The sequence below is a fragment of the Streptomyces rectiviolaceus genome, from assembly GCF_039533825.1.
In the GTDB taxonomy this organism is placed as follows: Bacteria; Actinomycetota; Actinomycetes; order Streptomycetales; family Streptomycetaceae; genus Streptomyces; species Streptomyces rectiviolaceus.
Genome location: NZ_BAAAUG010000111.1, coordinates 40,467 through 64,421, shown reverse-complemented (window position 1 = coordinate 64,421; position 23,955 = coordinate 40,467). Strand labels below are relative to the sequence as shown.

Below are 23,955 nucleotides of genomic sequence, written 5' to 3'. Positions count from 1 at the left end.
CCCGTGCCCCCAAGCGGGCACCCTCCCGGCCCGCGACGCCCGCCCCGCCCGCGTACGACCTGCGCCAGGGCCAGCCGGACGCCGCCTCCTTCCCGCGCGCCGCCTGGCTCGCCGCGGCCCGGCGCGCCCTCAACTCCGCGCCGAACGAGGCCTTCGGGCCGGGTGACCCGCAGGGGCGTGTCGAGCTGCGCAGGGCGCTCGCCGGCTACCTGGGGCGCGCCCGCGGGGTGCGCACCGACCCGGAGCGGATCGTGGTGTGCTCCGGGTTCGCGCACGGCCTGCGGCTGCTGTTCGGGAGCGGGGGAGGCGGGATGCTGCGGGGGCCCTTGGCCGTGGAGTCGTACGGCCTCGGCTTCCACCGCTCGATCCTCGACACCGCGGGCGTACGCACGGTCCCGCTCGGCCTCGACGAAAAGGGCGCCCGGATCGAGGAGTTGACCGACGGTCAGCGGATCCGTGCGGTCCTGCTCACGCCCGCACACCAGTTCCCGACCGGCGGCCCCCTGCACCCGACCCGGCGCGCGGCGGTGATCGACTGGGCGCGCACGCAGAACGGCCTCGTCCTGGAGGACGACTACGACGGCGAGTTCCGCTACGACCGGGAGCCCGTGGGCGCCGTACAGGGTTTGGATTCCGAACGCGTCGTCTACATGGGCTCGGTCAGCAAGAGCCTCTCCCCGGGGGTGCGTCTGGGGTGGCTTGTTCTGCCCGAACACCTCATCGACGGAGTGCTCGCGGCGAAGGGCGAGCGGGAGGCGTGGGCCAGTGTCATCGACCAGCTCACGCTCGCCGATCTCATCGAGTCGGGGCATTACGACCGGCACATCCGCCACATGCGTCAGCGCTACCGCCACCGCCGTGACCAGCTCGTCGCCGCCCTGGCCACGCACGCCCCGCACATCAGCCCGACCGGGGTCGCCGCGGGCCTGCACGCCGTCCTGCGGCTGCCGCCCGGCACCGAACAGTCCACGGCGAAGGCGGCAGCCTGGCAGGGCCTCGCACTGGAGGGCCTGGCCGATTTCCGCCACCCGAAGGCCACGATGCCCGCGCCCGACGGCCTGGTCGTCGGCTATTCCACGCCGCCGGAGCACGCCTACGGGGCGGCGCTCGAGGCCCTGTGCAGGGCGTTGCCACCCGGCTGATCCTCAGGGGGCTTCAGGAGGCCACCGAGGGGGTTCCGGGGAGGGCAAGGGGCTTCAGGGAGTTCAGGCCGTGACGAGCGGCGTGTCCTCGCGCCACTTGAGGATCTTGTCGAAGCTGATCACCGTGCCGCCCCTGCCCCCCGGCTTGTTGCCGAAGTGCACATGATCGGCGAGCTCCTGGATGAGATACAGCCCTCGTCCGTGCTCGGCGGTGTCGGATGCGGGCTGCGCGACGGGGACGAATCCCGGGCCGGAATCGGCCACTTCGATGCGGCACTTCTCGCCGTCGAGGTACGCCGTCACCCGATACGCCCCGGCCGCTCCCTCGGGGAACGGCGCCCCACCATGCTCGACCGCGTTGGCACAGGCCTCGCTGAGAGCCACCGACAGGTCGTACGAGACATCCGGGTCCACCCCCGCGGTCTCCATCGTGCCGATCAGCAACCGGCGGGCCAGCGGGACGCTCGCAGCTTCGCGCCGCAAATGGAGAGACCACCACATGCTCATGCTCCAGCCTCCTGGCCGCGGCTCGACATACCGATACGTATTGCCGCAAGCGCCCGTGTATAAGCGCGCACTTGACGTGATGCCGCCCATACGGCGGACGCGCGGACGGCCCGAGACGGTGTAGACACGTCCCCCACAAGCCACCGACGAGCCCCACAAAGGCACTCATTCCGTACTGATGGGCACTGATCTGCCCTCATCGCCATCCACGGGAGCTTGCGGACCTGCCGTATGCGGCGGGTAAGGCCAGTGCAATGATGTTCCGGCCATGACTGCCCCCCACCAGCGCGAAGCGCGCGCCGGAGTTGACCTCCGGCTGCTGAGAGCCTCGGTGTTCGCCGTGCTCTGCGTCGTGCTGTCCGCCGGGGGCCATGTGCTCGCTTCCTGCGCCGCCGTCCCGCTGTGGACGCTCGGCGTCGGTTTCCTCGCCGTCCTCGCCGTCGCGGCACCGCTCGCCGGGCGTGAGCGCTCGCTGCCGGGCATCGCCGCCGCGCTGGCTGCCGGGCAGGTGGGCCTGCACGTGCTCTTCGGGGTCGGCCAGCACGGCGGCTCGACGGTGGCCACCACAGCGGCGACCGCCGACACCTCCCTGGTGGAGCGGGCCGCGCGTCTGGTGTGCGGGGCGGGCGCGGCCAACCTCAACCCCGCCCAGGCCCACCGGATCCTGACGACGGCGGGCGTGGAGCCGGGCGGCGGGGCCGCGAGCCACGCCGTGCACCACAGCGCTCCTGCCACAGCGGCGGACACGGCGATGGACTCGATGTCGCTGCTGCCGTCTCTTCCGATGCTCCTGGGGCACGTACTCGCCGCCGTCGCCGCCGGATGGCTGCTGCGCCGCGGCGACGTCGCGCTGCTCCGACTCGTGCGGCTCTCGGCTCACGGGGCGTACGGAGTCGCCGAGGGAGCGCTCGTACGTTCCCTGCGCGGGGCGCTCGCCCTCGTACGCGCCTTGCGTGCCGGACTTCCCGGAGCACCCGGGGCGGATCTCCGCGCACCCCGCACAGCGTTCTTCGGACCGCCGAAGCCGCACACCGCCGCGCTCCAGCACACGGTGACCAGGCGAGGCCCACCGGCCACCGCCGCACTCACACTCGCTGCCTGACGCGACGCACTCCTACCGCAGCACTACGGAGAGGTGCCTCTCGGCCGGCGGCGTCCACGCGCGCGTGCCCGCTCGGTTCGCCGCCGCGCGCACTCTCCCCTGATCACCACTGCCGACCTGATCGGCACTGCTGATCACCACCGCCGAAAGTGGAGTGTTTCCGCCATGTCTGCTCTGTCTGCGCTGTCCGCCGTGAAGGCCTCCCGCGTCTCCGTCGTCGGTGGCGTCGCCGCCTCCGCCGTCCTGCTGCTCTCCGTCCCCGCCTTCGCGCACGTCAGCGTCACGGCCGAGGGCGAGGCCGCCAAGGGCGGCTACGCCACGGTCAACTTCAAGGTGCCGAACGAGATGGACGACGCCTCGACCAACAAGCTCGAGGTCTCCTTCCCCGAGGACCACCCGCTCGCCTCCGTCATGACGCAGCCCGTCCCCGGCTGGACCGCGAAGGTCACCAAGACGAAGCTCGACAAGCCGCTCGAGATGCACGGCGAGAAGATCGACGAGGCCGTCTCCAAGGTCACCTGGACCGCCGACGGCAAGGGCGTCCAGCCGGGCACCTTCCAGAAGTTCCCGCTCTCCATCGGCGCGCTGCCCGAGGACGCCGACGAGCTCGTCTTCAAGGCCGTCCAGACGTACGACAACAAGGAAGTCGTCCGCTGGATCGAGCCGCAGCAGAAGGGCCAGGAGGAGCCGGAGCACCCGGCGCCGGCCCTCGCGCTGACCGCCGCGTCCGAAGACGGCCACGACGCCGCCGCCTCGCACGACGACGCCAAGGAAGACGCGAAGTCGGACGACAAGGGCGACAAGAGCGAGTCCGCCGCATCCTCCGACAGCAGCGACTCCACCGCCCGCGTCCTCGGCGTCGTCGGCATCGTCGTCGGCGCCGCCGGCGTGGCCTTCGGAGTACTCGCCGGACGTCGGCGCGCCAACAGCTGAGCCATCCTTCGGGCCGCGCCGGGGGCGTTTCACCTGCCCCCGGTGCGCCCGGGCCCCCTCACATCTGGGACATTTTCGTATGCGCAAGAAGAAGCTGCTCGCCGCCGCCATGCTGGCCGCGGCCACCCTCACCCTGTCCGCCTGCGGCGGCGGTGACGACAGCAAGAAGCCCGTCGCGGACGTCTCCGTCGAATCCAACGGCGACAAGGCCGCGACCATCCTCGACAAGCCCTTCGAGAAGCCGGACCTCGTCCTCACGGACACGCACGGCAAGAAGTACGACCTGCGCGAGCGGACCAAGGGCAAGCCGACGCTCATCTACTTCGGCTACACCAAGTGCCCTGACGTCTGCCCCCTGACGATGAGCAACATCGCCACCGCCAAGAAGCAGCTGCCCAAGGCCGAACAGGACAAGCTCCAGGTCGTCTTCGTCACCACCGACCCCGAGCGCGACACCCCCGCCACGCTCGGCGAGTGGCTCAAGGGCCAGGACACCGACTTCATCGGCCTGACCGGTGACTTCGAGACCATCCAGGGCAGCGCCCGCACCCTCGGCATCAGCATCGAGCCCTCCAAGAAGGAGAAGGGCAAGGTCGTCTCGATGCACGGCACGCAGGTCATCGCGTTCTCGCCGAAGACCGACGCCGGATACGTCCTGTACGGCGAGGACGCCACCGTGGACGACTACACCAAGGACCTCCCCAAGCTCGTCAAGGGAGCGACCCCGTGAACCGCCGCACTCTCGTCGCCGGGGCCATGGCGCTGACCGCCGGGCTCGCGCTCGCGGGCTGCTCGGACTCGTCCGGCGGCAAGGACACCGCCAAGGCGTCGGACAAGCCCGAACTCAAGGTCGCCGGGGCCTTCATGCCCGAACCCGCCATGGACACCATGGCCTCCGGGTTCTTCACCGTCACGAACAAGGGCGGCGCCGACAAGCTCACCTCGGTGAGCAGCTCCATCGCCGAGAAAGTCACGCTGCACAGCACCAAGAACAACGCGATGAAGGAGCAGAAGTCGTTCGGCGTGCCCGCGAACGGCGAGCTCGTCTTCGCGCGGGGCGGCAACCACCTCATGTTCGAGGAGCTCAAGCACAAGCCGAAGCAGGGCGACAAGGTCGCCGTGACGCTGCACTTCGAGAAGTCGGACCCGATCGAGATTGAGGTCCCGGTGAAGGCGGCCACGTACAACCCCAAGCCCGGCAAGCACGCGTCGCACTGAGGGACTGATCGCTGATGCAGACCATCGCTCCCCGCTGTGGAGCTCGCTCCGGGGCCAGTGCCCGCTGGGGGATCACGCCCGGCGCCGGACGGCTCCTGCTCGTCGTCGCCGTCTTCCTCGGCGCTCTGCTGGCCACGGCGGCCCCCGCCTCCGCCCATGCCGCGCTGACGGGCAGCGACCCCAAGCAGGGGGCGGTGGTCGACACGGCGCCCACCAGTGTGTCGCTGACCTTCTCCGAGAAGGTCGCCATGTCCGACGGCTCCGTACGGGTGCTCGACCCGGCCGGCAAGCGCGTGGACACCGGCAAGACCAGTGACCTCGGCTCCAACACGTACGGCGTGAAGCTGCACAAGGGGCTGCCCGACGGCACCTTCACCGTCGCCTACCAAGTCGTCTCCGCCGACAGCCACCCCATCTCCGGGGCCTTCACCTTCTCCGTGGGCGCGCCGTCCGACACCAAGGTCGCGCTGCCGGACCAGGAAGTGGGCGGCGGATTCGTCGGCGCGCTCTACGACTTCACGCGCTACCTCTCGTACGCCGGATTCATCCTCGTCGTCGGCGGTGCGGCCTTCGTGCTCGGCTGCTGGCCGCGGGGCGCCGGCGTGCGGCCCGTGCAGCGCCTCGTGGTGTCGGGCTGGGTCACGCTCACCGCGTCCACCCTCGTCATGCTGCTGCTGCGCGCGCCCTACACGGGGTCGGGGAAGATCGCCGACGCCTTCGACATGGCCAAGCTCGGCGACGTACTCCAGACGAAGACGGGAGCCGCGCTGGTCTCGCGGCTGCTGCTGCTCGCCGCCGCCGCACTCTTCATCGCGGTGCTCTTCGGTGCGTACGAAAAGCGAACCGACCCCAAGGAGCGCAAGGACCTCACCTTCGGGCTCGCGATCGGCGGAGGCGTCGTCGCCGTCGGGCTCGGCGCGACATGGGCCATGGCCGAGCACGCGTCGACCGGCATCCAGGCCGGGCTCGCGATGCCCGTGGACGTCGTGCACCTGCTGGCCGTCGCGGCCTGGCTCGGCGGGCTGTCGGCGCTCGTCGTCGCCCTCTACTTCGCGCCGTCGGTGGACGGCGACGCGGTGCGGCGCTTCTCGCGCGTGGCGTTCTGCAGCGTCATAGCCCTGGCCGCGACCGGGATCTACCAGTCGTGGCGGCAGGTCGGCTCATGGTCGGCGCTCACCGGTACGGCGTACGGACAGCTGCTCCTCGTCAAGGTCGGCCTGGTGGTCGTGCTCGTCGGCATCGCCGGGATCTCACGGCGCTGGACGGCGCGGATCGCGAGCCAGGCGGACGACATGGCTCCAGAGGCCGTGGCGGCGGCCGTCGTCGAGAAGCGCGCGGAGCAGCATGCCGCGGCCGAGCGCGTGGAGAAGAAGCCGGTGACGGTGCCTGCCGGGGCGGCCGGAGCGGACTCCAAGCGCTCCGCACAACTCGCCCGCCAGCAGGCCGCCATGAGCACCGCCCGCGAGAAGCGGATCCGCGACGCCGACCCGAACCGCTCCGGCCTGCGCCGCTCCGTGCTCGCCGAGGCGGGCGTCGCCGTCGTCCTGCTCGCCGTCACCACGATCCTCACCTCCACCGAGCCCGGACGCACGGAGGAGGAGGCCGCCGCTTCGAAGACGGCCGCCGCCGCTCAGCGGTCAGGACCGCTCACCCTCAAGATCCCCTTCGACACGGGCTCCGACGACGGCAAGGGCACGGTGCAGCTCGACCTGGACCCGGGCCGCACCGGCAGCAACGACATGCACATCTTCGTGAAGCGCCCGAACGGCAGCGCCTTCGACATCCCCGAGGTGAAGGTCTCCTTCACCCTCAAGTCGAAGGACCTCGGCCCGCTGCCCGTCGCACCCGACCGCATCGCCACCGGACACTGGAGCGCGAGCGGGGTGCAGATTCCGATGGCGGGCAAGTGGAAGATCGCGGTGACCGTCCGCACCTCCGACATCGACCAAGTGACCGTGAACAAGAACGCGCAGATCGGCTGAACGGAACCACCATGGCGGACAACGGGATTTCGAGACGGCGGCTGCTGGGCACCGCGGGCGCCACCGGTCTCGCGCTCGGCGCGGCGGGCGGTGCGGCCGGATACGCCGCGGCGCCCTCGGAGGCCTCGTCTTCGGACCGTGCGGCGTCGCTGACGTCCCTCGGCGCGGACGAGGTCATGTTTCACGGGAAACATCAGCCGGGCATCACCACGCCCGTCCAGTCCCGCGGCCATCTGGTGGCCTTCGACCTCGCGGCGGGCGCGGGCCGCAAGGAGGCTGCCGCCCTGCTGCGCCGCTGGTCGGCGACGGCCGAGCGGCTCATGGCGGGCAAGTCCGTCGCGGGCGAGGACACGGATGTCGCCCGGGACGCGGGCCCGTCGTCGCTGACGGTCACCTTCGGCTTCGGCCACAGCTTCTTCGGGCGCACCGGCCTGGAGAAGCAGCGCCCGTCGGCGCTCGACCCGCTGCCGGACTTCTCCTCCGACCACCTCGACAAGGCGCGCAGCGACGGCGACCTGTGGGTGCAGATCGGCGCGAACGACCCGCTCGTCGCCTTCCACGCGCTGCGGGCGCTCCAGAAGGAGGCGGGTGACGCGGCACGGGTGCGCTGGCAGATGAACGGCTTCAACCGCTCGCCCGGCGCGACCTCGCATCCGATGACGACCCGCAACCTGATGGGTCAGATCGACGGCACGAACAACCCGAAGCCGTCGGAGGACGACTTCGACCAGCGGATCTATGTGCCCGCCACAGGAGCCACGAGGGACCCGTCATGGATGGCAGGCGGCTCGTATGTCGTCGTACGCCGAATCCGGATGCTCCTCGACGACTGGGAGAAGCTCGGCCTGGGGGATCAGGAGGCGGTCATCGGGCGCCACAAGTCGGACGGCTCGCCGCTGACCGGCGGCACGGAGACCACCGAGCCGAAGCTGGAGAAGGCGGGCAAGGACGGCAAGTACGTCATCGCCCTCAACGCCCACGCCCGCATCACACGACCGGACCAGAACGGCGGCTCCGCGATGCTGCGCCGCCCGTTCTCGTACCACGACGGCTTCGACAAGGGCGGGGAGCCGGACGCGGGCCTGCTCTTCGTGTGCTGGCAGGCCGACCCGCTCCGCGGCTTCGTGCCGGTGCAGCGCAAGCTCGACCGGGGGGACGCGCTGTCGGAGTTCATCCGGCACGAGGCGAGCGGGCTCTTCGCGGTGCCGGGCGGGGCGGCGAAGGGCGAGTACGTGGGGCAGCGGCTGCTGGAGGCGTAGGGCGTCCGTAGGCGTCCCCCTTTCGTCCGTGCGTGGGGCGGGCGCTTTCGTCCGTGCGTGGGGCGGGCGCCGCTTCGTGAGACGCGTGAGCCATGCCATGGACGGGCCATTAGGGTGACGGTATGTCGGCGATGCGCTACACCTATCTCGGCCCCGAGGGCACCTTCACCGAGGCCGCCCTCCGCACGCTCCCGGAAGCGGCCACCAGGGAGCTCGTCCCGATGGTGTCCGTACCGGCCGCGCTGGACGCGGTCAGGACCGGCGACGCGGCGGCCGCGCTCGTGCCGATCGAGAACTCGGTCGAGGGCGGCGTGACGACCACCGTCGACGAGCTCGCCAAGGGCGAGCCCCTGATGATCTACCGCGAGGTCGTCCTGCCGATCGCCTTCGCGCTGCTCGTGCGGCCCGGCACGCAGCTCAAGGACATCAAGACGGTGACCGGCCACCCCGTGGCCCAGCCCCAGGTCCGCAACTGGCTCGCCGCGAACCTCCCGGACGCCCTGTGGGAGTCCGCGGCCTCGAACGCGGACGGCGCGCGCCTGGTCCAGGAGGGACGCTTCGACGCGGCCTTCGCGGGCGAGTTCGCTGCGGCGACGTACGGCCTTCAGCCGCTGGTCAGCGAGATCCACGACGCGGCGACCGCCGAGACCCGCTTCGTCCTGGTCGGCCGCCCGGCCCGGCCCGCGGCGCCGACCGGCGCGGACAAGACCTCGGTGGTCATCTGGCTCGGCGACGACCATCCCGGCGCCCTGCTCGAACTGCTCCAGGAGTTCGCCGTGCGCGGGGTCAACCTGATGCGGATCGAATCGCGGCCCACCGGCCAGCGCATCGGCAACTACTGCTTCTCCATGGACGCCGAAGGGCACATCACGGACCGCCGCGTGGGCGAGGCGCTGATGGGCCTCAAGCGCATCTGCCCGCAGGTGCGCTTCCTCGGGTCGTATCCGCGGGCGGGAGTGACGCCCGGTGACCTCAGGCCGCTGCGGCCCGGGACGACCGATGGCGAGTTCCTTGCGGCGTCGGACTGGCTGACGCAGTGCCAGGACGGCCGGTTCTGAGCGGTCTTACCTGCTGATTTACGTTGTCCACAAAGTTATCCACAGGCTTCGTTCTCGACCTGGGGACAAGTCGACAACGAAGCACGACATGGTCGACAAATCGGTCTACAACCCACAAGTCCGTCCACAGTCGAGCACGTCACCCCTCGTCCACCCTTTTCCATTGATCAACTCTTTGGAGCGAACCATTTCCACTCGAAAGTGGGTGTGAGGGTGGTTTGGGACGGGAATCCTTCGTCTCGCATGCGGCATTCGGAACGATCTCTTCCGGCATCCACAGATCTTTCGCACAGCCTGTGGATGACTTTTCGGGAGGGGATATCCCTGTGGACAACCGGGGCCCCAAGTCCCTTTCCGCACAAGGAGATCGGGTCAAGCGAGCGAGTCCCCTCTGCCCCATATCGGGGAATGGCACCCTTTTCATTGACCCGGAAGCCGGGAGTCCGGAGCAAGATGCGGCAACTGCTCGACGATCAACGGATCACTGCCTGACGACTGCCGCTGACTCATTTCCGTCGAGCCGATTTCAGGAATTCCTATTCCGGCAAATCGGTCATAACGCTACAGACCGGAATATCGAGTCGTGAGCCGGAACCGCTCGACGGTAGCCTGGTGAGGTGATTGACCTTCGCCTGCTCCGTGAGGACCCCGACCGTGTTCGCGCCTCCCAGCGCGCCCGTGGAGAGGACGTCGCGCTCGTCGACGCCCTGCTCTCCGCCGACGAGCGGCGCAGGTCGTCCGGGCTCCGCTTCGACGAGCTCCGTTCCGAGCAGAAGGCGCTCGGCAAGCTCATCCCCAAGGCCTCGGGTGACGAGAAGGCCGAGCTCCTGAAGAAGGCCGGCGAGCTCTCCGCCGCCGTCAAGGCGGCCAACGCCGCACAGGACGAGGCCGACGAGGAGACCAAGCGCCTACTGGGTCAGCTGGGCAACCTCGTCCACCCGGACGTCCCGGTCGGCGGCGAGGAGGACTTCGTCGTCCTCGACACGATCGGCACCCCGCGCGACTTCGCGGCCGAGGGCTTCGAGCCCAAGGACCACCTGGAGCTCGGCGAGATGCTCGGCGCCATCGACGTCGAGCGCGGCGCGAAGGTCTCCGGCTCGCGCTTCTACTACCTCACGGGCGTCGGCGCACTGCTCGAACTCGCCCTGGTGAACGCGGCGATCGCACAGGCGACGGAGGCCGGGTTCATCCCGATGCTGACGCCCGCCCTGGTCCGCCCGCGCGCCATGGAGGGCACGGGCTTCCTCGGCCAGGCCGCCGAGAACGTCTACCACCTGGAGAAGGACGACTACTACCTGGTCGGCACCTCCGAGGTCGCGCTCGCCGGTTACCACATGGACGAGATCATCGACGCCGACAAGCTACCCCTGCGGTACGCGGGCTTCTCGCCCTGCTTCCGCCGCGAGGCCGGCACGTACGGCAAGGACACCCGCGGCATCTTCCGCGTGCACCAGTTCGACAAGGTCGAGATGTTCTCGTACGTCGACCCGGCGGACGCGGAGAACGAGCACAAGCGGCTCCTGGAGTGGGAGAAGCAGTGGCTGACCGGCCTCGGTCTGCCGTTCCAGGTGATCGACGTGGCCACGGGTGACCTGGGCTCGTCGGCGTCGCGGAAGTTCGACTGCGAGGCGTGGATCCCGACGCAGGGCAAGTACCGCGAGCTGACCTCCGCGTCGAACTGCGACACCTTCCAGTCCCGCCGCCTGTCGATCCGGATGCGCGACGAGAGCGACGGCAAGAAGGTGACGCAGCCGCTCGCGACGCTGAACGGCACGCTCTGCGCCGTCCCGCGCACGATCGTCGCCCTCCTGGAGAACCACCAGCAGGCCGACGGCTCCGTGTGGGTGCCCGAGGTACTGCGTCCGTACCTGGGGGGACGAGAGATCTTGGAGCCCATCAACAAGTGAGTCACCCTGCTCCTGCCACGCCGTCCTTCCCGTACAAGCTCGTCGCGACCGACCTCGACGGAACGCTCCTGCGCTCCGACGACACGGTCTCGGCGCGCACGCGCGACGCGCTCACCGCGGCCACCGCGGCGGGCGCCGCGCACATCATCGTCACCGGCCGTGCCGTGCCCTGGACCCGGCACATCCTCGACGACCTGGGCTATGACGGCCTGGCGGTGTGCGGGCAGGGCGCGCAGGTCTACCACGCGGGCGAGCACCGGCTCCTCACGTCGGTCACGCTCGACCGGCAGCTGGCCGGTATTGCCCTCGCCAAGATAGAGGCGGAGATCGGCCCGCTGGCGCTTGCCGCGAGCCGTGACGGCATCGACGGCGAGGTGATCGTGGGTCCTGGGTACGTGGTGCAGGAGGGCCCGCTGCCCGCCGTCCCGTTCACGGATGTCGCCGAGCTGTGGGCGGCTCCGCTGAACAAGGTGTACGTCCAGCACCCTGGCCTGAGCGACGACGAGCTGGCCTCGGTGGCGCGTCAGGTTGCGGGTGGCCTGGTCGGCGTGACGATGGCCGGTGAAGGCATCGTCGAGCTGCTCCCCCTCGGCCTCTCCAAGGCGACCGGCCTGTCCCTCGCGGCTCGCCGCCTGGGCGCGAAGGCCGCGGACACGATCGCCTTCGGCGACATGCCCAACGACATCCCGATGTTCGGCTGGGCGGCACATGGCGTGGCGATGGCCAACGCCCATGAGGAACTCAAGACGGTGGCCGACGAGGTGACGACGTCGAACGAGGACGACGGCATCGCGGTGGTGCTCGAGCGGTTCCTGGCCTGAGGGCCTGAGAGCCTGAGGCCGCCTGTCGGCGGGCCTCGGCCCGGTGCAACGTCTTGCGGAGGATGCGCGGATCGAACGCGCGCGGGATTTCGGTCCCGACGACGGCTTAGCAAGCCGCTGCCTTACCACTCGGCCAATCCTCCGGGTGGGCGGCCCGCGCAGCGAAGTGCGCGCTCGAAGCGGCCGCCCCGGGCAATTCCCCCGTGGGCGGGGCTCTACGGAGTGAGTAACTACTCCTAAGCCTGCCGCGGGCTGCCCTGCTGGGAACTCGACGGACTACTGATGGACACGTCGGCTCCTCTCCCAGTAAGCGGGCGCCAGGGTCGTGGCGCGGTGACACAACTACTGTGCCCGCGCCCCGACTTGCCCGCCACTGAATTAATCACTCCTCCCCGGCCAGCGTCAGCGACCGCAGCTTCTGTCCCGCGTACCAGGTGGCGAGGACCGTGACGCCGACAAGGAGCACCGTGGCGACCGGCAGTCCGACGTCCGAGGTGACCAGGTCGCCGCCCGCGGTCTTCTGGGCGACGGCGAGCGACCACTGCTGGACGCTGAGGGTGCGCGCCCCTGAGACCAGCGACCCGAAGAGCGCTTCCCACACGAGGGCGTAGACGAGCCCGAAGATCACCGCGTGCCGGGTGATGGTGCCCAGGAGCAGGAAGAGCGCGGCGTACGCGATCGAGGCGACCAGGGCGGCGATGGTGTAGGCCACCGCGATCTGCTGGCCGTTGCCGTTCAGGATCATGCCCGCGATGAAGGTCGGGATCGCTGAGAACGCCATGGTCACGGCGATGGCGACGGTGAGCTTGGTGATGATGATCGTGGGGCGCTTGACCGGCTTGGAGAGGAGATAGACGACGGAGCCGTCGTCGATCTCCGGGCCGATGGCTCCGGTGCCCGCGATGACGCCGATGATCGGCACCATCGTGGCGAGCGCGAAGCCGCCGAGGAGGTCGACGGCGACCTGGTCGTCGGCGCCGCTGAATCCGCGGACCGCGGCGGAGATGACGATCAGCAGGACGGGCAGGGCGAAGAGGATCAGAGCCCGGCGGCGGCCGAGCAGGGCCCGGTAGGTGAGCCGGGCGACAGTGGGGTCGTACACGATGGCTCCCTTCAGGCCGCGACGAGATAGGAAAAGACCGACTCGAGGGACTCGTCCGATGGCGAGACCGTGAGGAGCCGGATGTCGTGATCGCGGGCGATGCGTGGCAACAGGGCGGTGAAGCGCCCGAAGTCGATGGCTTGGATGCGCAGGGCGCCTTCCTTGAGGTCGACTTCGATTCCTGCCGTCGACGGGTCTGCGATCAGGGCGGCGGCCAGGGCGCGGTCGTCGCTGGAACGCACCAGGTAGCGGTGCGGGCGGTCGGTCATCAGGCGGCGGATCTTGCGGAAGTCGCCGCTCGCCGCGTGCCGTCCGGCCACGATCACCTCGATGTGCGAGGCGAGTTGCTCGACCTCTTCGAGGATGTGCGAGGAGAACAGGACCGTGCGGCCCTCGTCCCCCATGCGCCGAAGCAGGTCCATCAGCTGCATGCGCTGGCGGGGGTCCATGCCGTTGAACGGTTCGTCGAGCAGCAGCACCGACGGTTCGTGGACGAGGGCGGACGCCATCTTCACGCGCTGGCGCATGCCCTTGCTGTACGTCGAGATCTTGCGGTCCTGCGCGTACTCCATCTCGACCGTGGCGAGGGCCTTGTGGGCTGCCCGCTCGTCCAGGCCGTGCAACTCGGCGTTGGCGACGACGAATTCGCGTCCGGTGAGGAAGTCGTACATCGCCTCGCGCTCGGGGACGATGCCGATGTCCTTGTAGATCTGTTCGTTGCGCCAGATCGGCTTGGCGTCGAGGGTGACGCTGCCGGTGGAGGGGGCGAGGAAGCCGCCCATCATGTTGATGAGGGTGGACTTGCCCGCCCCGTTCGGGCCGAGGAGGCCGGTGACACCCGGGCCTACGTTCATCGTGATGTCGTTGACCGCCACCACGTTCCCGAACCAGCGGCTGGTGTGGTCGATGTTGATGGTGCTCACAGCCCGACCTTTCGGTAGCGGCGCATCATCGCGCCGTAGCAGCCCGCGATGAGGGCGAGGACGACGATCACGTAGACCACGCCCGTGCCGGACGAGGGGCCTTCCCCGCCGGGGAAGGCGGAGGTCGCGCCGAGGAAGGCGGTCTGTACGCCGTCGATGAGCGTGATCGGCGAGAAGAGGCCGAGCCAGGCGATGGCGTCGGTGCTGCCCTGTTCGTAGGCGATGGCCTGGACCGTGGACACCGCGCCGTAGCTGATGGTCAGTACGGCGATGACGGCGGCGATCCCGAAGCCGCGGCGGGGCGTGATCGCCGAGATGACGAGCGCGATGCCGGAGAAGAGGAGCGAGAGCAGCGCCACGGAGACGAGCCCCTGGGCGAAGCCCTTCGTCTGGTCCGCGAAGTCGAGCTTGGCGAGCAGCGCCCCTACGTAGAGGACGAGGAGCGGTGCGGCCGTGAGGACGAAGAGGGCCGAGGCCATCGCCGCGAACTTGGCGCGTACGTAGTCGCTGTGCTCGATGGGGCGGGAGAAGTAGAGGGGAACGGTCTTGAAGCGCAGGTCGCGCGAGACCGTCTGGGGGGCCTGGGCGGCGAGGTAGAGACTGATGACGGCCTGCAGCACGATCGCGTAGCGGGTGTAGTCGAGGGGGAGGTCGTTCGCCTTGGTGGTCACGGCGACCGCCACCATGATCGCGGCGGGGACGCACATCACCGCGAAGAGGATCATGGGGAGGACCTTGGACTTGGCCGAGCGGCCGAGGCCGTACGCCCCGCGCAGGCTCTGTGAGAAGAGCGAGCGACGGGCGTAGGCGCGGCCCAGGCGCGGGCCGTCGTAGTTGCGATAGCCGATGTTGTGGATCCGGGTCTGTTCACCGGCGTGTGCCGGGGGCTGCTCAACCGCCATGACGGACCGCCTCCTTCCGCGCTTCCTGGTCGGACTGCTGAGACTGTCCGGGCCGATCGGACTTCTCGGTCTGCTCCGTCTGCTCGGACTGGAACACCTCGGCGATGTGGTGCCTGCGCTGTTCCATCCGGACCAGGCCGAGTCCGAGGTCCGCGACGAGGTCGCGGACCAGGTCGTATGTCTCGTCGCCGTCCGCTTCGAGCAGCACGGTGTGCCCCGCGCCGGGCAGGCCGCTTCCCTCGTGGGTGGAGACCCCGCGTCCCCGCAGTGCCTCGCGGAACACCCTTGTGCCGTCGGGGTGTTCGTCGGTGTCCGTCACCTCGACGGCCAGCGTCGTGGTGGTCTGGGTGAAGTCGGTGGTGGAGCTGGACCGCAGGAGCTTGCCGCCGTCGATGACGACGACGTGGTCGCAGGTGCGCTCCAGTTCGCCGAGCAGGTGCGAGGTGACCAGGACGGAGATGCCGAAGTCCGTGTGGACGCGACGAATGAGGCCCAGCATCTCGTCACGGCCCACAGGATCGAGGCCGTTGGTCGGCTCGTCCAGGAAGACCAGGTCGGGGTCGTGGACGAGGGCCTGCGCGAGCTTCACGCGCTGCTTCATCCCCGTCGAGTAACCCCCGATGGGGCGGTACCGCTCCTCGTACAGGCCGACGTGCCGCAGGGTGTCCGCGGTGCGCTCACGGGCCGCCGTCGGGGGCAGCCCCGACATGCGCGCCATGTGGACGACGAATTCGGTGGCCGACACATCGGGCGGCAGGCAGTCGTGCTCGGGCATATAGCCGACGCGCTCACGGATCTGGCCGCCGCTGGTGGCGACGTCGAGGCCGAGCACAGCAGCGGTGCCCTCCGTGGCGGGGGACAGACCCAGCAGGATCTTGATCAGAGTGGACTTGCCGGCTCCATTGGCTCCGACGAGTCCGGTTACACCGGGCCCGATGTCCATGGAGAGCCGGTCAAGCGCGGTCACCCTCGGGAACCGCTTGCTCAGGCTTTCGGTCGCGATCACAGTCACGTTTTCGAAGGTAGTGGCGCAGGCCACATCAAGCGTCAGACCAGGGTCCTGTCCTCGCGTCACTCTCGGGTATTACGGGCCCGTAAGGGTCGTCCGGAGGTCGCCCCCTGGGGGATACCCCGCAGGTTCCCCCGGAGTCGGGCCCGGCTCACGCACACCTATTGACGTAGCCGCTGAGCATTGTCACATTCATCAGTGTCAAGTTACGGACGCGTACTGCGATGGACCGGACACGGGACGGACGGTGGCATGACCTCAGCAGTGGCAGGTGAACTCTCCGCGGAACTGCGGGGGTTCAGGGAAGTGCAGACCCTCGCGTATGAATGCGCGGAGGCGGTCGCGGCGCAGCTCAAGCCGGGTGTGACCGAGCGCGAGGCGGCGCGGATGCAGCGCGAGTGGCTGCGTGAGCGGGGTGTGCGGGACTGGTTCCACCTGCCCTACGCCTGGTTCGGGGACCGCACGGCGTTCGTGAACTTCCGCATACCCCTGCAGTTCTTCCCCACCAACCGCCGGCTTGAGCCGGGGATGCCCTTCATCCTCGACATGGCTCCGGTCCACAAGGGATACACGGCGGACATCGGCTACTCGGGCTGCCTCGGGCTCAATCCCGTGCACGACAAGCTGCTCGCCGACCTGGAGGCGCACCGCGAGCTGCTGCTGCGCGAGGTGCGTGAGCGCCGCCCGCTGCGCGAGATCTATGAGGACGTGGACCGGCTCATGGTCCGCCAGGGCTACGCCAACCGCCATCGCGCGTATCCCTTCGGCGTCATCGCGCACAAGATCGACCGGGTCAAGGAGCGCCGCCGGTCGCCGCATGTCTTCGGCTTCGGCACCCAGTCCCTCAAGGGCCTGGCGAGCGACGCCCTCCACGGCCACCGGGACGGCTGGTCCCCGCTGTGGTCGCCGTACAAATTCTCCGACCACCCGCCCCAGCCGGGGCTCTGGGCGGTCGAACCGCACCTCGGATTCAGGGGTACGGGCGCGAAGTTCGAGGAGATCCTGGTCGTCACCGACTCCAAGGATCCCGAGCAGAGCGCGTTCTGGCTGGATGACGATCTGCCGCATGTGCGGCGCTGGGCTGAGGAGAGGGCCGCCGCATGACCACGGAAGGAAACACCAAGGGGATCAAGGACGCCCGCGAGCGCTGGGTGCGTACGGGTGGAGTGGAGCTGTGCGTCGCCGAGCTCGGCGACCCGACGCAGCCCACGGTCCTGCTCGTGCACGGTTATCCGGACTCCAAGGAAGTGTGGTCACAGGTCGCCGAGCGTCTCGCCGACCGCTTCCACGTCGTGCTCTACGACGTGCGCGGCCATGGCAGGTCGACGGCTCCGCAGCCACTGCGCGGCGGCTTCACGCTGGAGAAGCTGACCGATGACTTCGTGGCCGTCGCCGATGCGGTGAGCCCGGACAAGCCGGTGCATCTGGTCGGGCACGACTGGGGTTCGGTGCAGGCCTGGGAGTTCGTCACGGTCAAGCGCACCGAGGGGCGCATCGCGTCCTTCACCTCGATGTCGGGGCCCTCGCTCGACCACTTCGGGCACTGGATCAAGAAGCGGATGACCCGGCCCACACCGCGCAAGGTCGGCCAGCTCCTCGGCCAGGGCGCCAAGTCCTGGTACGTGTACATGCTGCACACGCCGGTGCTCCCCGAGCTCGCCTGGCGTGGACCGCTCGGCAAGCGGTGGCCGAAGATCCTCGAGCGCGTGGAGAAGGTGCCGGCGGGCGACTACCCGACGGCGTCACTGCCGTCGGACGCCGCGCACGGAGCGTGGCTCTACCGCGACAACGTCCGCGCGCGGCTGCGCAGGCCCCGCGCCGACGCCTACGCGCACGCGCCCGTGCAGCTCATCACGCCGTCCGGCGACATCTTCCTGTCGGAGCGGCTCTACGACGAACTGGAGCTGTGGGCTCCGGAATTGGTGCGCCGCAGCATCCCCGCCAAGCACTGGGTGCCCCGCACCCGGCCCGATCAACTGGCCGCATGGATCACCGACTTCGTCACGACGAACGAGGACGGCGTGCCCACCAACGACAGTGTGGCCACGGGGAAGCACGCCGATCGCTTCGGCGGCCAGCTGGTCCTGGTCACAGGCGCGGGCAGCGGCATCGGCCGGGCCACCGCCTTCGCGTTCGCCGAGGCGGGCGCGCGCGTCGTGGCCGTCGACCGGGACGCGGAGGGCGCGGCGCGCACGGCGGAGATGTCCCGCCTGATCGGCGCCCCCCAGGCCTGGGGCGAGACGGTCGACGTCGCCGACGAGCAGGCCATGGAGAAGCTAGCCGAGAAGGTCGCCAGGGAGTACGGCATCGTCGATGTCCTGGTGAACAACGCGGGCATCGGCCTCTCCGGCTCGTTCCTCGACACGAGCGCCGAGGACTGGAAGAAGGTCCTCGACGTCAATCTGTGGGGCGTGATCCACGGCTGCCGGCTCTTCGGCAAGCAGATGGCCGAGCGCGGCCAGGGCGGCCACATCGTCAACACCGCTTCCGCGGCGGCGTATCAGCCCTCCAAGGCCCTGCCCGCCTACAGCACGTCCAAGGCGGCGGTCCTGATGCTCAGCGAGTGCCTGCGCGCGGAGCTGGCGGGCCAGGGCATCGGGGTCTCCGCGATATGCCCGGGCTTCGTGAACACGAACATCACGGCGACCACGCACTTCACCGGGGTCGATGCCGAAGAGGAGAAGCGCCGCCAGAAGAAGACCTCGCGCCTGTACGGCCTGCGGAACTACCCGCCGGAGAAGGTCGCGGACGCGATCCTGCGCGCGGTCGTCAAGAACCAGGCCGTCGTGCCGGTCACCCCGGAGGCCCGCGGCGCCCACCTCATGTCCCGCTTCACGCCCAAGGCCCTGCGTGCGATAGCCCGATTGGAGCCGCCGCTGTGAGCACGGAGAAAAGCACCGACACGAACACCGAGGAGCACTACACGATCGTTCCGCGCCGGGTCTCGTTCGACTGGGAACGGACCCCGCTGCACTGGATACCGGACGAGCCCACCGCCACCCACGTCATCAACGTGCTGCATCTGCTTCTCCCGGCGGGGGAGCGGTGGTTCGTGAGGGTCTTCAAGGAAGGCCTGCCCCTGGTCACCGATCCGGTGCTGCTCAAGGACGTCAAGGGGTTCATGGGCCAGGAGGCCACGCACAGCGTTCAGCATGCGCACGTGCTCGACCACCTGGCGGCGCAGCGGCTCGACACCGCCGAGTTCACCAAGTACGTCGACCTCCTCTTCGAGAAACTCCTCGGTGAGAAGCCGCCGTTGGGGGCTCCGATACCGACGCAGGAGTGGCTGCGCTTCCGTCTCGCGGTCGTCGCGGCGATCGAGCAGTTCACGGCGGTCCTGGGGAACTGGGTGCTGCACGCCGAGGGCCTGGACCACGCGGACGCCGACGAGGTCATGCTCGACCTGCTGCGCTGGCACGGCGCGGAGGAGGTCGAGCACCGCTCGGTCGCCTTCGACATGTACCAGCACTGCGGCGGCGAAGGACTGCCCCGCTATGCCCGCCGCATCGCGGGCATGACGGTCACCGCGCCCGTGATGCTGTACCTGTGGGTCTGGGGCACCGCCTATCTGATGCGCAGGGACCCTGAGCTCGCGGGGCGCCTTCGCTACTCCCTGGCCGAGCACAACAAGGCGGTGAGGAAAGGTCTGCTGCCCACGTGGCGGGAGCTCGGTACGGCCATACCCCGCTATCTGCGGCGGTCGTACCATCCCTCGCAGGAAGGCTCGCTGCGCAGGGCCGTCGCATATCTGGCGGAGTCACCCGCGGCACGGGCCGCGGCCGCTGCGGTCGGCCGAGCGGCCATCGCCTAGCACGAGGGTTTACGGAGGCGGGGAGCGTGGACGAGCAGTCGGGCGCGGCACAGAGGCCGGTGGATCACCACGGCAGCGGGCACAGGCCGGTGGAGTACCGCATCGAGGACCTGGCGCACCACAGCGGCGCCACGGTCCGCACGATCCGTGCCTACCAGGACCGCGGCCTGCTCCCCCGGCCGGAGCGGCGCGGCCGGGCCAATGTGTACGGCGACGCGCATCTGGCCCGGTTGAGACAGATCGCCGATCTGCTCGACAGGGGCTACACCCTGGCCTCCATCAAGGAGTTGCTCGAGGCCTGGGACGCGGGCCGGGGGCTCGGCGGCGTCCTGGGGCTCGCCGCCGAGGTCGAAGGACCATGGACGGACGAGAAGGCCGACCGGATGACCCGGGCGGAGCTTGACGCTGCGTTCGGCGGCGAGCCGGACGAGGCGGCGGTGGCCGACGCGATCGCGCTCGGCGTCCTTGAGCCCATGCCGGGCCGGGACGACGAATTCCTGGTGCCAAGCCCTCAAGAGCTGGCGGTCGCAGTGGAGTTGCATGCCGCCGGTGTTCCACTGTCCGCAATCTCGGGCCACCTGAGGGAGTTAAGGGGGCAGGTCGAGCACATAGCCTCCCGTTTCCTGGAGTTCACGACCGAGCACGTCTTCGCGCGTTATCTCGGCCATCACCCGCCGAGCGAGGCGGACGCGGCGGAGGCTGCCGCTCTCGTCCGGCGCCTGAGGCCGCTCGCCCAGCAGTCTGTCGACGCCGAACTTGCTCGCGCCATGCGCCTGTTCGCCACCCGGCACCTCCAGCAGCACCTCGCGTCGGGGCAACCGGCCCAACGTACGAATGAGCCGTTCCCCGTGGCGCTCCCGGCTTCGACAATGCAGGCCGTAGAAGGGCTCGTTGGCCGGGAGAACGCGGCCGCGTTCATCTCCGCGGCCACCGAACGGGAAGTACAGGCCAGGACATTGGACGCACTTGCCGCAAGTGACCGTAATAGTGGATCTGTTGACCAAACAGCCTAAATAGCTTGTGTGTTGTCCACAGAATCGCCAATTCCCCTGTGGATAACTGGACTTGGCTGTGGATCAAACCTGTGGACGAAAAGTGGTGGATGAAAAGTCGGTGGACGAAAATCAAGTGCGGGGAGAACGCTTCGGAGCGAGGCTGAATGGATGAATAGAGAACCCCCCTCCAACAACGACGACGACAAGACGCACAAGGAGTACATCCCCGTGATCGTCCTCACCCCCTGGCTGAGCAGCAGGTTCCGCTGAAAGCCGGACCGTCCCGCGGGGCATACGCTCTGATACATGAGTTTGCGTCTGAGCACCGTGATCCTGCCTGTCCGCCGCTGGCACGAGGGCGGCAAGGAGCGTTGGCAGCGGGCCGAGGAGCTGGGCTTCCACACCGCGTACACCTATGACCACCTCTCCTGGCGGACCTTCCGCGACGGCCCCTGGTTCGGCGCGGTGCCGACCCTGACCGCCGCCGCGGCGGCCACCGACCGGCTGCGCCTGGGCACCCTGGTCACCTCGCCGAACTTCCGGCACCCGGTGACCCTCGCCAAGGACCTGATCACGCTGGACGATGTGTCCGACGGCCGGATCACCCTCGGCATCGGCGCGGGCGGCAACGGCTTCGACGCCACCGCGCTGCTCAAGACCGGCGAGGAGCCCTGGACCCCGCGCGCGCGAGCGGACCACTTCGGCGAGTTCCTGCCGCTGCTCGACCGCCTTCTTACCGAAGACGTCGTTTCGTACGAGGGCGAGCACTACTCGGCATCCGAGGTGCGGAACATCCCTGGCTGCGTCCAGCGCCCCCGGCTGCCCTTCGCGGTGGCCGCCACCGGACCGCGCGGCCTGAAGCTCGCCGCGCGCCACGGGCAGGCGTGGGTGACCACGGGCGACCCGAAGCTCTTCGAGAACGGCACCCCGCAGCAGTCACTTCAAGCCATCCGCGGCCAGGCCGAGAAGCTGGCCACGGCCTGCGACGCGATCGGCCGCGACGTCGCCGAGCTCGACAAGGTCCTGCTCACCGGTTTCACCCCGGACCGCCCCCTGGACTCCTTCGACGCCTTCGTGGACTTCGCCGGCAACCACGCTGAGCTGGGCTTCAACGAGATCGTTCTGCACTGGCCGCTGCCGGGGACGGATTTCGCGGCCGACGAGAAGGTCTTCGAGCGCATCGCCACGGAGGCTCTGGTCCAGTTGGGAGGCAGCACAGCAGGGGCATGAGGGCACTCAGATGTGCGCCCCACCGCACGCCCGTGCACGCAAGTGCGGGACAATCGGTGGCGTGACCTCAGCTACCCCACGGCCCATGACCCCGGCCGCCTCCGTCCCCCACCGGCCCAAGGCCCGGCTGATCGCCACGGACCTGGACGGCACTCTGCTGCGTGACGACAAGTCCGTGTCCGACCGCACCGTCGCCGCGCTCGCGGCCGCCGAGCGGGCCGGGATCGAGGTCTTCTTCGTGACCGGCCGCCCGGCCCGCTGGATGGACGTCGTCAGCGAGCACGTCCACGGCCACGGCCTCGCCATCTGCGGCAACGGCGCCGCCGTGGTCGACCTGCACGACGGCTCGGGCGGCCATCGCTTCGTGAAGGTGCGGGAGCTGCGGCGCGAGGACGCGCTGGACGTCGTCCGCCTGCTGCGCGCGGCGGCCCCCGGCACGTCCTTCGCGATCGAGCGGACCGGCGGACTGCACCACGAACCGACGTACCCGCCCCTGCACCTGGAGCCCGGGGAGAGCATCGCCCCCGCGGAGAAACTCCTCGCCGAGGACTCCGACAACGCGACCCAGCCCATCCTCAAGGTCCTCGCCTTCCACCCCGAGATCGCGCCCGACGACTTCCTCGTCATGGCCCGCGCGGCCGTGCGCGGCCAGGTCGAGATCACCCGCTCGAGCCCGAGCGCACTGCTCGAGATCAGCGGCCCCGGCGTCTCCAAGGCCAGCACCCTGGAGCTGTGCTGCGCCGAGCGCGGCATCACGCCCGCGGAGGTCGTCGCCTTCGGGGACATGCCGAACGACATCGAGATGCTCACCTGGGCGGGCACGTCGTACGCGATGGGCAACGCGCACCCGGACGTGCTCGCCGCGGCTTCGGGGCACACGGTCGCCAACAACGAGGACGGCGTCGCGATCGTCATCGAGCAGATCCTGGGCGAGCAGCGGGACGACCAGCCCTAGAGCTGCACTCCCCGCTCGGCCAGCCACGTTCCGGGATCCACCGCGGACCCCAGATGCGGCGTGAGCCGCACCTCGAAGTGCAGGTGCGGCCCGGTCGAGTTGCCGGTCGTGCCCGCCTGCCCGAGCCACTGCCCGGGGTCCACGCGTTCGCCCTGGTCGACGGTGACGGCGGCCAGATGCGCGTACTGCGTGTAGTAGCCGCCCTCGTGCTCCACCACGACCTCGATGCCGAAGCCTCCCCCGCACGACACGGACACCACCCGGCCCGCGCCGACCGCCTGCACCGGAGCCCCGATGCCGACCGCGAAGTCCTGCCCGGTGTGCCGACCCGACCAGCGCGCACCGGCGCTGTCGAAGCCCGCCGACAGTTCGTACGTCTCCACGGGCGGCACCCACGCGCGCGTGGAGTCCGTTCTCGGCTGATCCAGGCGTACGGCGCCCCTGCACTGCCCGGCCGCGACGGACCGGTCGGCCTCGCCCTGCAGGGTCCACTGCGCCGACTCCAGCTTGCTCTCGATCCCGCGCCTCAGCCTCGCGAGGCGCGCGTTGCGCCGGTCCAGGGTGGTCTTGGCGCGGTCCGCCGTGCGCTTGGCGTCCGCGAGCCTGGCCGCGGCGCGCTGGGTCTTGCTGACGGCGTGGGTGACGGCGAGATCCGCCTGCCCCAGCAGCCGCTGACCGCGCATCAGCTCTTCCGGGCTGTCGGCGAGCAGGAGTTGGGCGGTCCGGGACAGGCCACCACCGCTGCGGTACTGGGCGCTGGCCATCCGGCCGAGGTCCGCGTGCAGCACATCGACCGCGTGCTGCTCCTGGGTGAGGAGTCGGCCCAGTTCCTGGACCTTCGCGCGTTGCACTTCCGCCGCGCGCCGGCCCTCTTCGTAGCGCACCGTCGCCGCGGAGGCCTCCTCGTAGAGGCGCGCCACTTCAGCGCTCGTGTCCGGCGCTTCCGAGGCATCGGCGGGCGTGGGGCACAGGAGCGCGCACAGCAGTACCGACACGGTGAAGAGCGGGTGGTGAGGACCGCGGTGGCTCAAGCGCATGGCACGGATCGTTGCCCTGCGGCCGTCACCGGGGCCTGCCCGATTCGTACACCCGGGGCACC

The 23,955-nt window shown here is 69.7% G+C and carries 22 protein-coding genes and 1 tRNA gene; 16 read left to right on the top strand and 7 right to left on the bottom strand.

Features of this window, described 5'->3' with window-relative positions; genetic code table 11:
• A partial coding sequence (locus tag ABD378_RS28240; RefSeq protein ID WP_344525137.1) for an aminotransferase-like domain-containing protein occupies positions 1-1,142 on the top strand: 1,142 nt, incomplete at its 5' end.
• 63 nt (positions 1,143-1,205) lie between these two features.
• Here ABD378_RS28240 and ABD378_RS28235 read toward each other — a convergent pair.
• Complete coding sequence (locus ABD378_RS28235; RefSeq protein WP_344525135.1) at positions 1,206-1,649, bottom strand: ATP-binding protein; 444 nt, start codon at positions 1,647-1,649, stop codon at positions 1,206-1,208.
• A 268-nt stretch (positions 1,650-1,917) separates the two neighbouring features.
• Here ABD378_RS28235 and ABD378_RS28230 point away from each other — a divergent pair, with 268 nt between their 5' ends.
• From ABD378_RS28230 to ABD378_RS28190, 9 genes are all read left to right on the top strand, one after another.
• Complete coding sequence (locus ABD378_RS28230) at positions 1,918-2,751, top strand: hypothetical protein (protein WP_344525133.1); 834 nt, start codon at positions 1,918-1,920, stop codon at positions 2,749-2,751.
• A gap of 192 nt (positions 2,752-2,943) precedes the next feature.
• Positions 2,944-3,684: a YcnI family copper-binding membrane protein gene (locus ABD378_RS28225; protein WP_344525145.1), complete on the top strand. Its 741-nt coding sequence runs from the start codon at positions 2,944-2,946 to the stop codon at positions 3,682-3,684.
• Positions 3,685-3,763: 79 nt separating this feature from the next.
• The gene (locus ABD378_RS28220) at positions 3,764-4,414 is read left to right on the top strand and encodes an SCO family protein (protein ID WP_344525131.1); all 651 of its coding nucleotides are present in this window, start codon (positions 3,764-3,766) and stop codon (positions 4,412-4,414) included.
• Complete coding sequence (locus tag ABD378_RS28215) at positions 4,411-4,902, top strand: copper chaperone PCu(A)C (RefSeq protein WP_344525129.1); 492 nt, start codon at positions 4,411-4,413, stop codon at positions 4,900-4,902. Before ABD378_RS28220 ends, ABD378_RS28215 begins: the two co-directional genes overlap by 4 nt.
• Before the next feature lie 14 nt (positions 4,903-4,916).
• Positions 4,917-6,884 (top strand): copper resistance CopC/CopD family protein, encoded by a 1,968-nt coding sequence (locus tag ABD378_RS28210; protein WP_344525127.1) that lies wholly within the window; start codon positions 4,917-4,919, stop codon positions 6,882-6,884.
• Between the two features lie 11 nt (positions 6,885-6,895).
• Positions 6,896-8,143: an iron uptake transporter deferrochelatase/peroxidase subunit gene (gene efeB, locus ABD378_RS28205; RefSeq protein ID WP_344525125.1), complete on the top strand. Its 1,248-nt coding sequence runs from the start codon at positions 6,896-6,898 to the stop codon at positions 8,141-8,143.
• A 122-nt stretch (positions 8,144-8,265) separates the two neighbouring features.
• On the top strand, positions 8,266-9,201 hold the full coding sequence (gene pheA / locus ABD378_RS28200) for a prephenate dehydratase (protein ID WP_344525123.1): 936 nt from the start codon (positions 8,266-8,268) through the stop codon (positions 9,199-9,201).
• Positions 9,202-9,818: 617 nt separating this feature from the next.
• Complete coding sequence (gene serS / locus ABD378_RS28195) at positions 9,819-11,108, top strand: serine--tRNA ligase (protein ID WP_344525121.1); 1,290 nt, start codon at positions 9,819-9,821, stop codon at positions 11,106-11,108.
• Positions 11,105-11,929, top strand: coding sequence for an HAD family hydrolase (locus ABD378_RS28190; protein ID WP_344525119.1), 825 nt, complete (start codon positions 11,105-11,107; stop codon positions 11,927-11,929). Before serS ends, ABD378_RS28190 begins: the two co-directional genes overlap by 4 nt.
• 56 nt (positions 11,930-11,985) lie before the next feature.
• Here ABD378_RS28190 and ABD378_RS28185 read toward each other — a convergent pair.
• From ABD378_RS28185 to ABD378_RS28165, 5 genes are all read right to left on the bottom strand, one after another.
• A tRNA-Ser gene (locus tag ABD378_RS28185) sits at positions 11,986-12,072 on the bottom strand.
• 239 nt (positions 12,073-12,311) lie between these two features.
• Positions 12,312-13,031: an ABC transporter permease gene (locus ABD378_RS28180; RefSeq protein WP_344525117.1), complete on the bottom strand. Its 720-nt coding sequence runs from the start codon at positions 13,029-13,031 to the stop codon at positions 12,312-12,314.
• Positions 13,032-13,042: 11 nt separating this feature from the next.
• Positions 13,043-13,954: an ABC transporter ATP-binding protein gene (locus ABD378_RS28175; RefSeq protein WP_249588953.1), complete on the bottom strand. Its 912-nt coding sequence runs from the start codon at positions 13,952-13,954 to the stop codon at positions 13,043-13,045.
• Positions 13,951-14,856 (bottom strand): ABC transporter permease, encoded by a 906-nt coding sequence (locus ABD378_RS28170; RefSeq protein ID WP_344525114.1) that lies wholly within the window; start codon positions 14,854-14,856, stop codon positions 13,951-13,953. Before ABD378_RS28170 ends, ABD378_RS28175 begins: the two co-directional genes overlap by 4 nt.
• Entirely contained in the window at positions 14,846-15,868 is a 1,023-nt protein-coding gene (locus ABD378_RS28165) for an ABC transporter ATP-binding protein (protein WP_344525112.1), read from the bottom strand. Before ABD378_RS28165 ends, ABD378_RS28170 begins: the two co-directional genes overlap by 11 nt.
• A gap of 249 nt (positions 15,869-16,117) precedes the next feature.
• Between ABD378_RS28165 and ABD378_RS28160 the strand changes: the two genes are divergently transcribed.
• The 6 genes from ABD378_RS28160 (at position 16,118) to ABD378_RS28135 (ending at position 22,856) form a co-directional block, all read left to right on the top strand.
• Positions 16,118-16,969: a M24 family metallopeptidase gene (locus ABD378_RS28160; RefSeq protein WP_344525110.1), complete on the top strand. Its 852-nt coding sequence runs from the start codon at positions 16,118-16,120 to the stop codon at positions 16,967-16,969.
• A complete protein-coding gene (locus ABD378_RS28155; RefSeq protein ID WP_344525108.1) occupies positions 16,966-18,747 on the top strand; it encodes an SDR family oxidoreductase in 1,782 nt (593 codons plus the stop codon). Before ABD378_RS28160 ends, ABD378_RS28155 begins: the two co-directional genes overlap by 4 nt.
• Positions 18,744-19,676: a metal-dependent hydrolase gene (locus tag ABD378_RS28150; RefSeq protein WP_344525106.1), complete on the top strand. Its 933-nt coding sequence runs from the start codon at positions 18,744-18,746 to the stop codon at positions 19,674-19,676. The genes ABD378_RS28155 and ABD378_RS28150 overlap by 4 nt, the downstream gene beginning before the upstream one ends.
• 59 nt (positions 19,677-19,735) lie before the next feature.
• The gene (locus ABD378_RS28145) at positions 19,736-20,689 is read left to right on the top strand and encodes a MerR family transcriptional regulator (protein ID WP_344525143.1); all 954 of its coding nucleotides are present in this window, start codon (positions 19,736-19,738) and stop codon (positions 20,687-20,689) included.
• A gap of 288 nt (positions 20,690-20,977) precedes the next feature.
• On the top strand, positions 20,978-21,901 hold the full coding sequence (locus ABD378_RS28140) for an LLM class flavin-dependent oxidoreductase (protein WP_344525104.1): 924 nt from the start codon (positions 20,978-20,980) through the stop codon (positions 21,899-21,901).
• 61 nt (positions 21,902-21,962) lie between these two features.
• Positions 21,963-22,856 (top strand): Cof-type HAD-IIB family hydrolase, encoded by an 894-nt coding sequence (locus tag ABD378_RS28135; RefSeq protein ID WP_344525102.1) that lies wholly within the window; start codon positions 21,963-21,965, stop codon positions 22,854-22,856.
• Here ABD378_RS28135 and ABD378_RS28130 read toward each other — a convergent pair.
• Positions 22,853-23,893: a murein hydrolase activator EnvC family protein gene (locus ABD378_RS28130; protein ID WP_344525100.1), complete on the bottom strand. Its 1,041-nt coding sequence runs from the start codon at positions 23,891-23,893 to the stop codon at positions 22,853-22,855. The two genes, ABD378_RS28135 and ABD378_RS28130, sit on opposite strands and share 4 nt — an antisense overlap.
• Positions 23,894-23,955: the final 62 nt, after the last annotated feature.

Coding starts and splice junctions, on each gene's coding strand:
- ABD378_RS28235 (WP_344525135.1), bottom strand. CDS start 1,649: ATGAGCATGTGGTGGTCTCTCCATTTGCGGCGCGAAGCTGCGAGCGTC.
- ABD378_RS28230 (WP_344525133.1), top strand. CDS start 1,918: ATGACTGCCCCCCACCAGCGCGAAGCGCGCGCCGGAGTTGACCTCCGG.
- ABD378_RS28220 (WP_344525131.1), top strand. CDS start 3,764: ATGCGCAAGAAGAAGCTGCTCGCCGCCGCCATGCTGGCCGCGGCCACC.
- ABD378_RS28210 (WP_344525127.1), top strand. CDS start 4,917: ATGCAGACCATCGCTCCCCGCTGTGGAGCTCGCTCCGGGGCCAGTGCC.
- efeB (WP_344525125.1), top strand. CDS start 6,896: ATGGCGGACAACGGGATTTCGAGACGGCGGCTGCTGGGCACCGCGGGC.
- pheA (WP_344525123.1), top strand. CDS start 8,266: ATGTCGGCGATGCGCTACACCTATCTCGGCCCCGAGGGCACCTTCACC.
- ABD378_RS28170 (WP_344525114.1), bottom strand. CDS start 14,856: ATGGCGGTTGAGCAGCCCCCGGCACACGCCGGTGAACAGACCCGGATC.
- ABD378_RS28160 (WP_344525110.1), top strand. CDS start 16,118: ATGACCTCAGCAGTGGCAGGTGAACTCTCCGCGGAACTGCGGGGGTTC.
- ABD378_RS28155 (WP_344525108.1), top strand. CDS start 16,966: ATGACCACGGAAGGAAACACCAAGGGGATCAAGGACGCCCGCGAGCGC.
- ABD378_RS28140 (WP_344525104.1), top strand. CDS start 20,978: ATGAGTTTGCGTCTGAGCACCGTGATCCTGCCTGTCCGCCGCTGGCAC.
- ABD378_RS28130 (WP_344525100.1), bottom strand. CDS start 23,893: ATGCGCTTGAGCCACCGCGGTCCTCACCACCCGCTCTTCACCGTGTCG.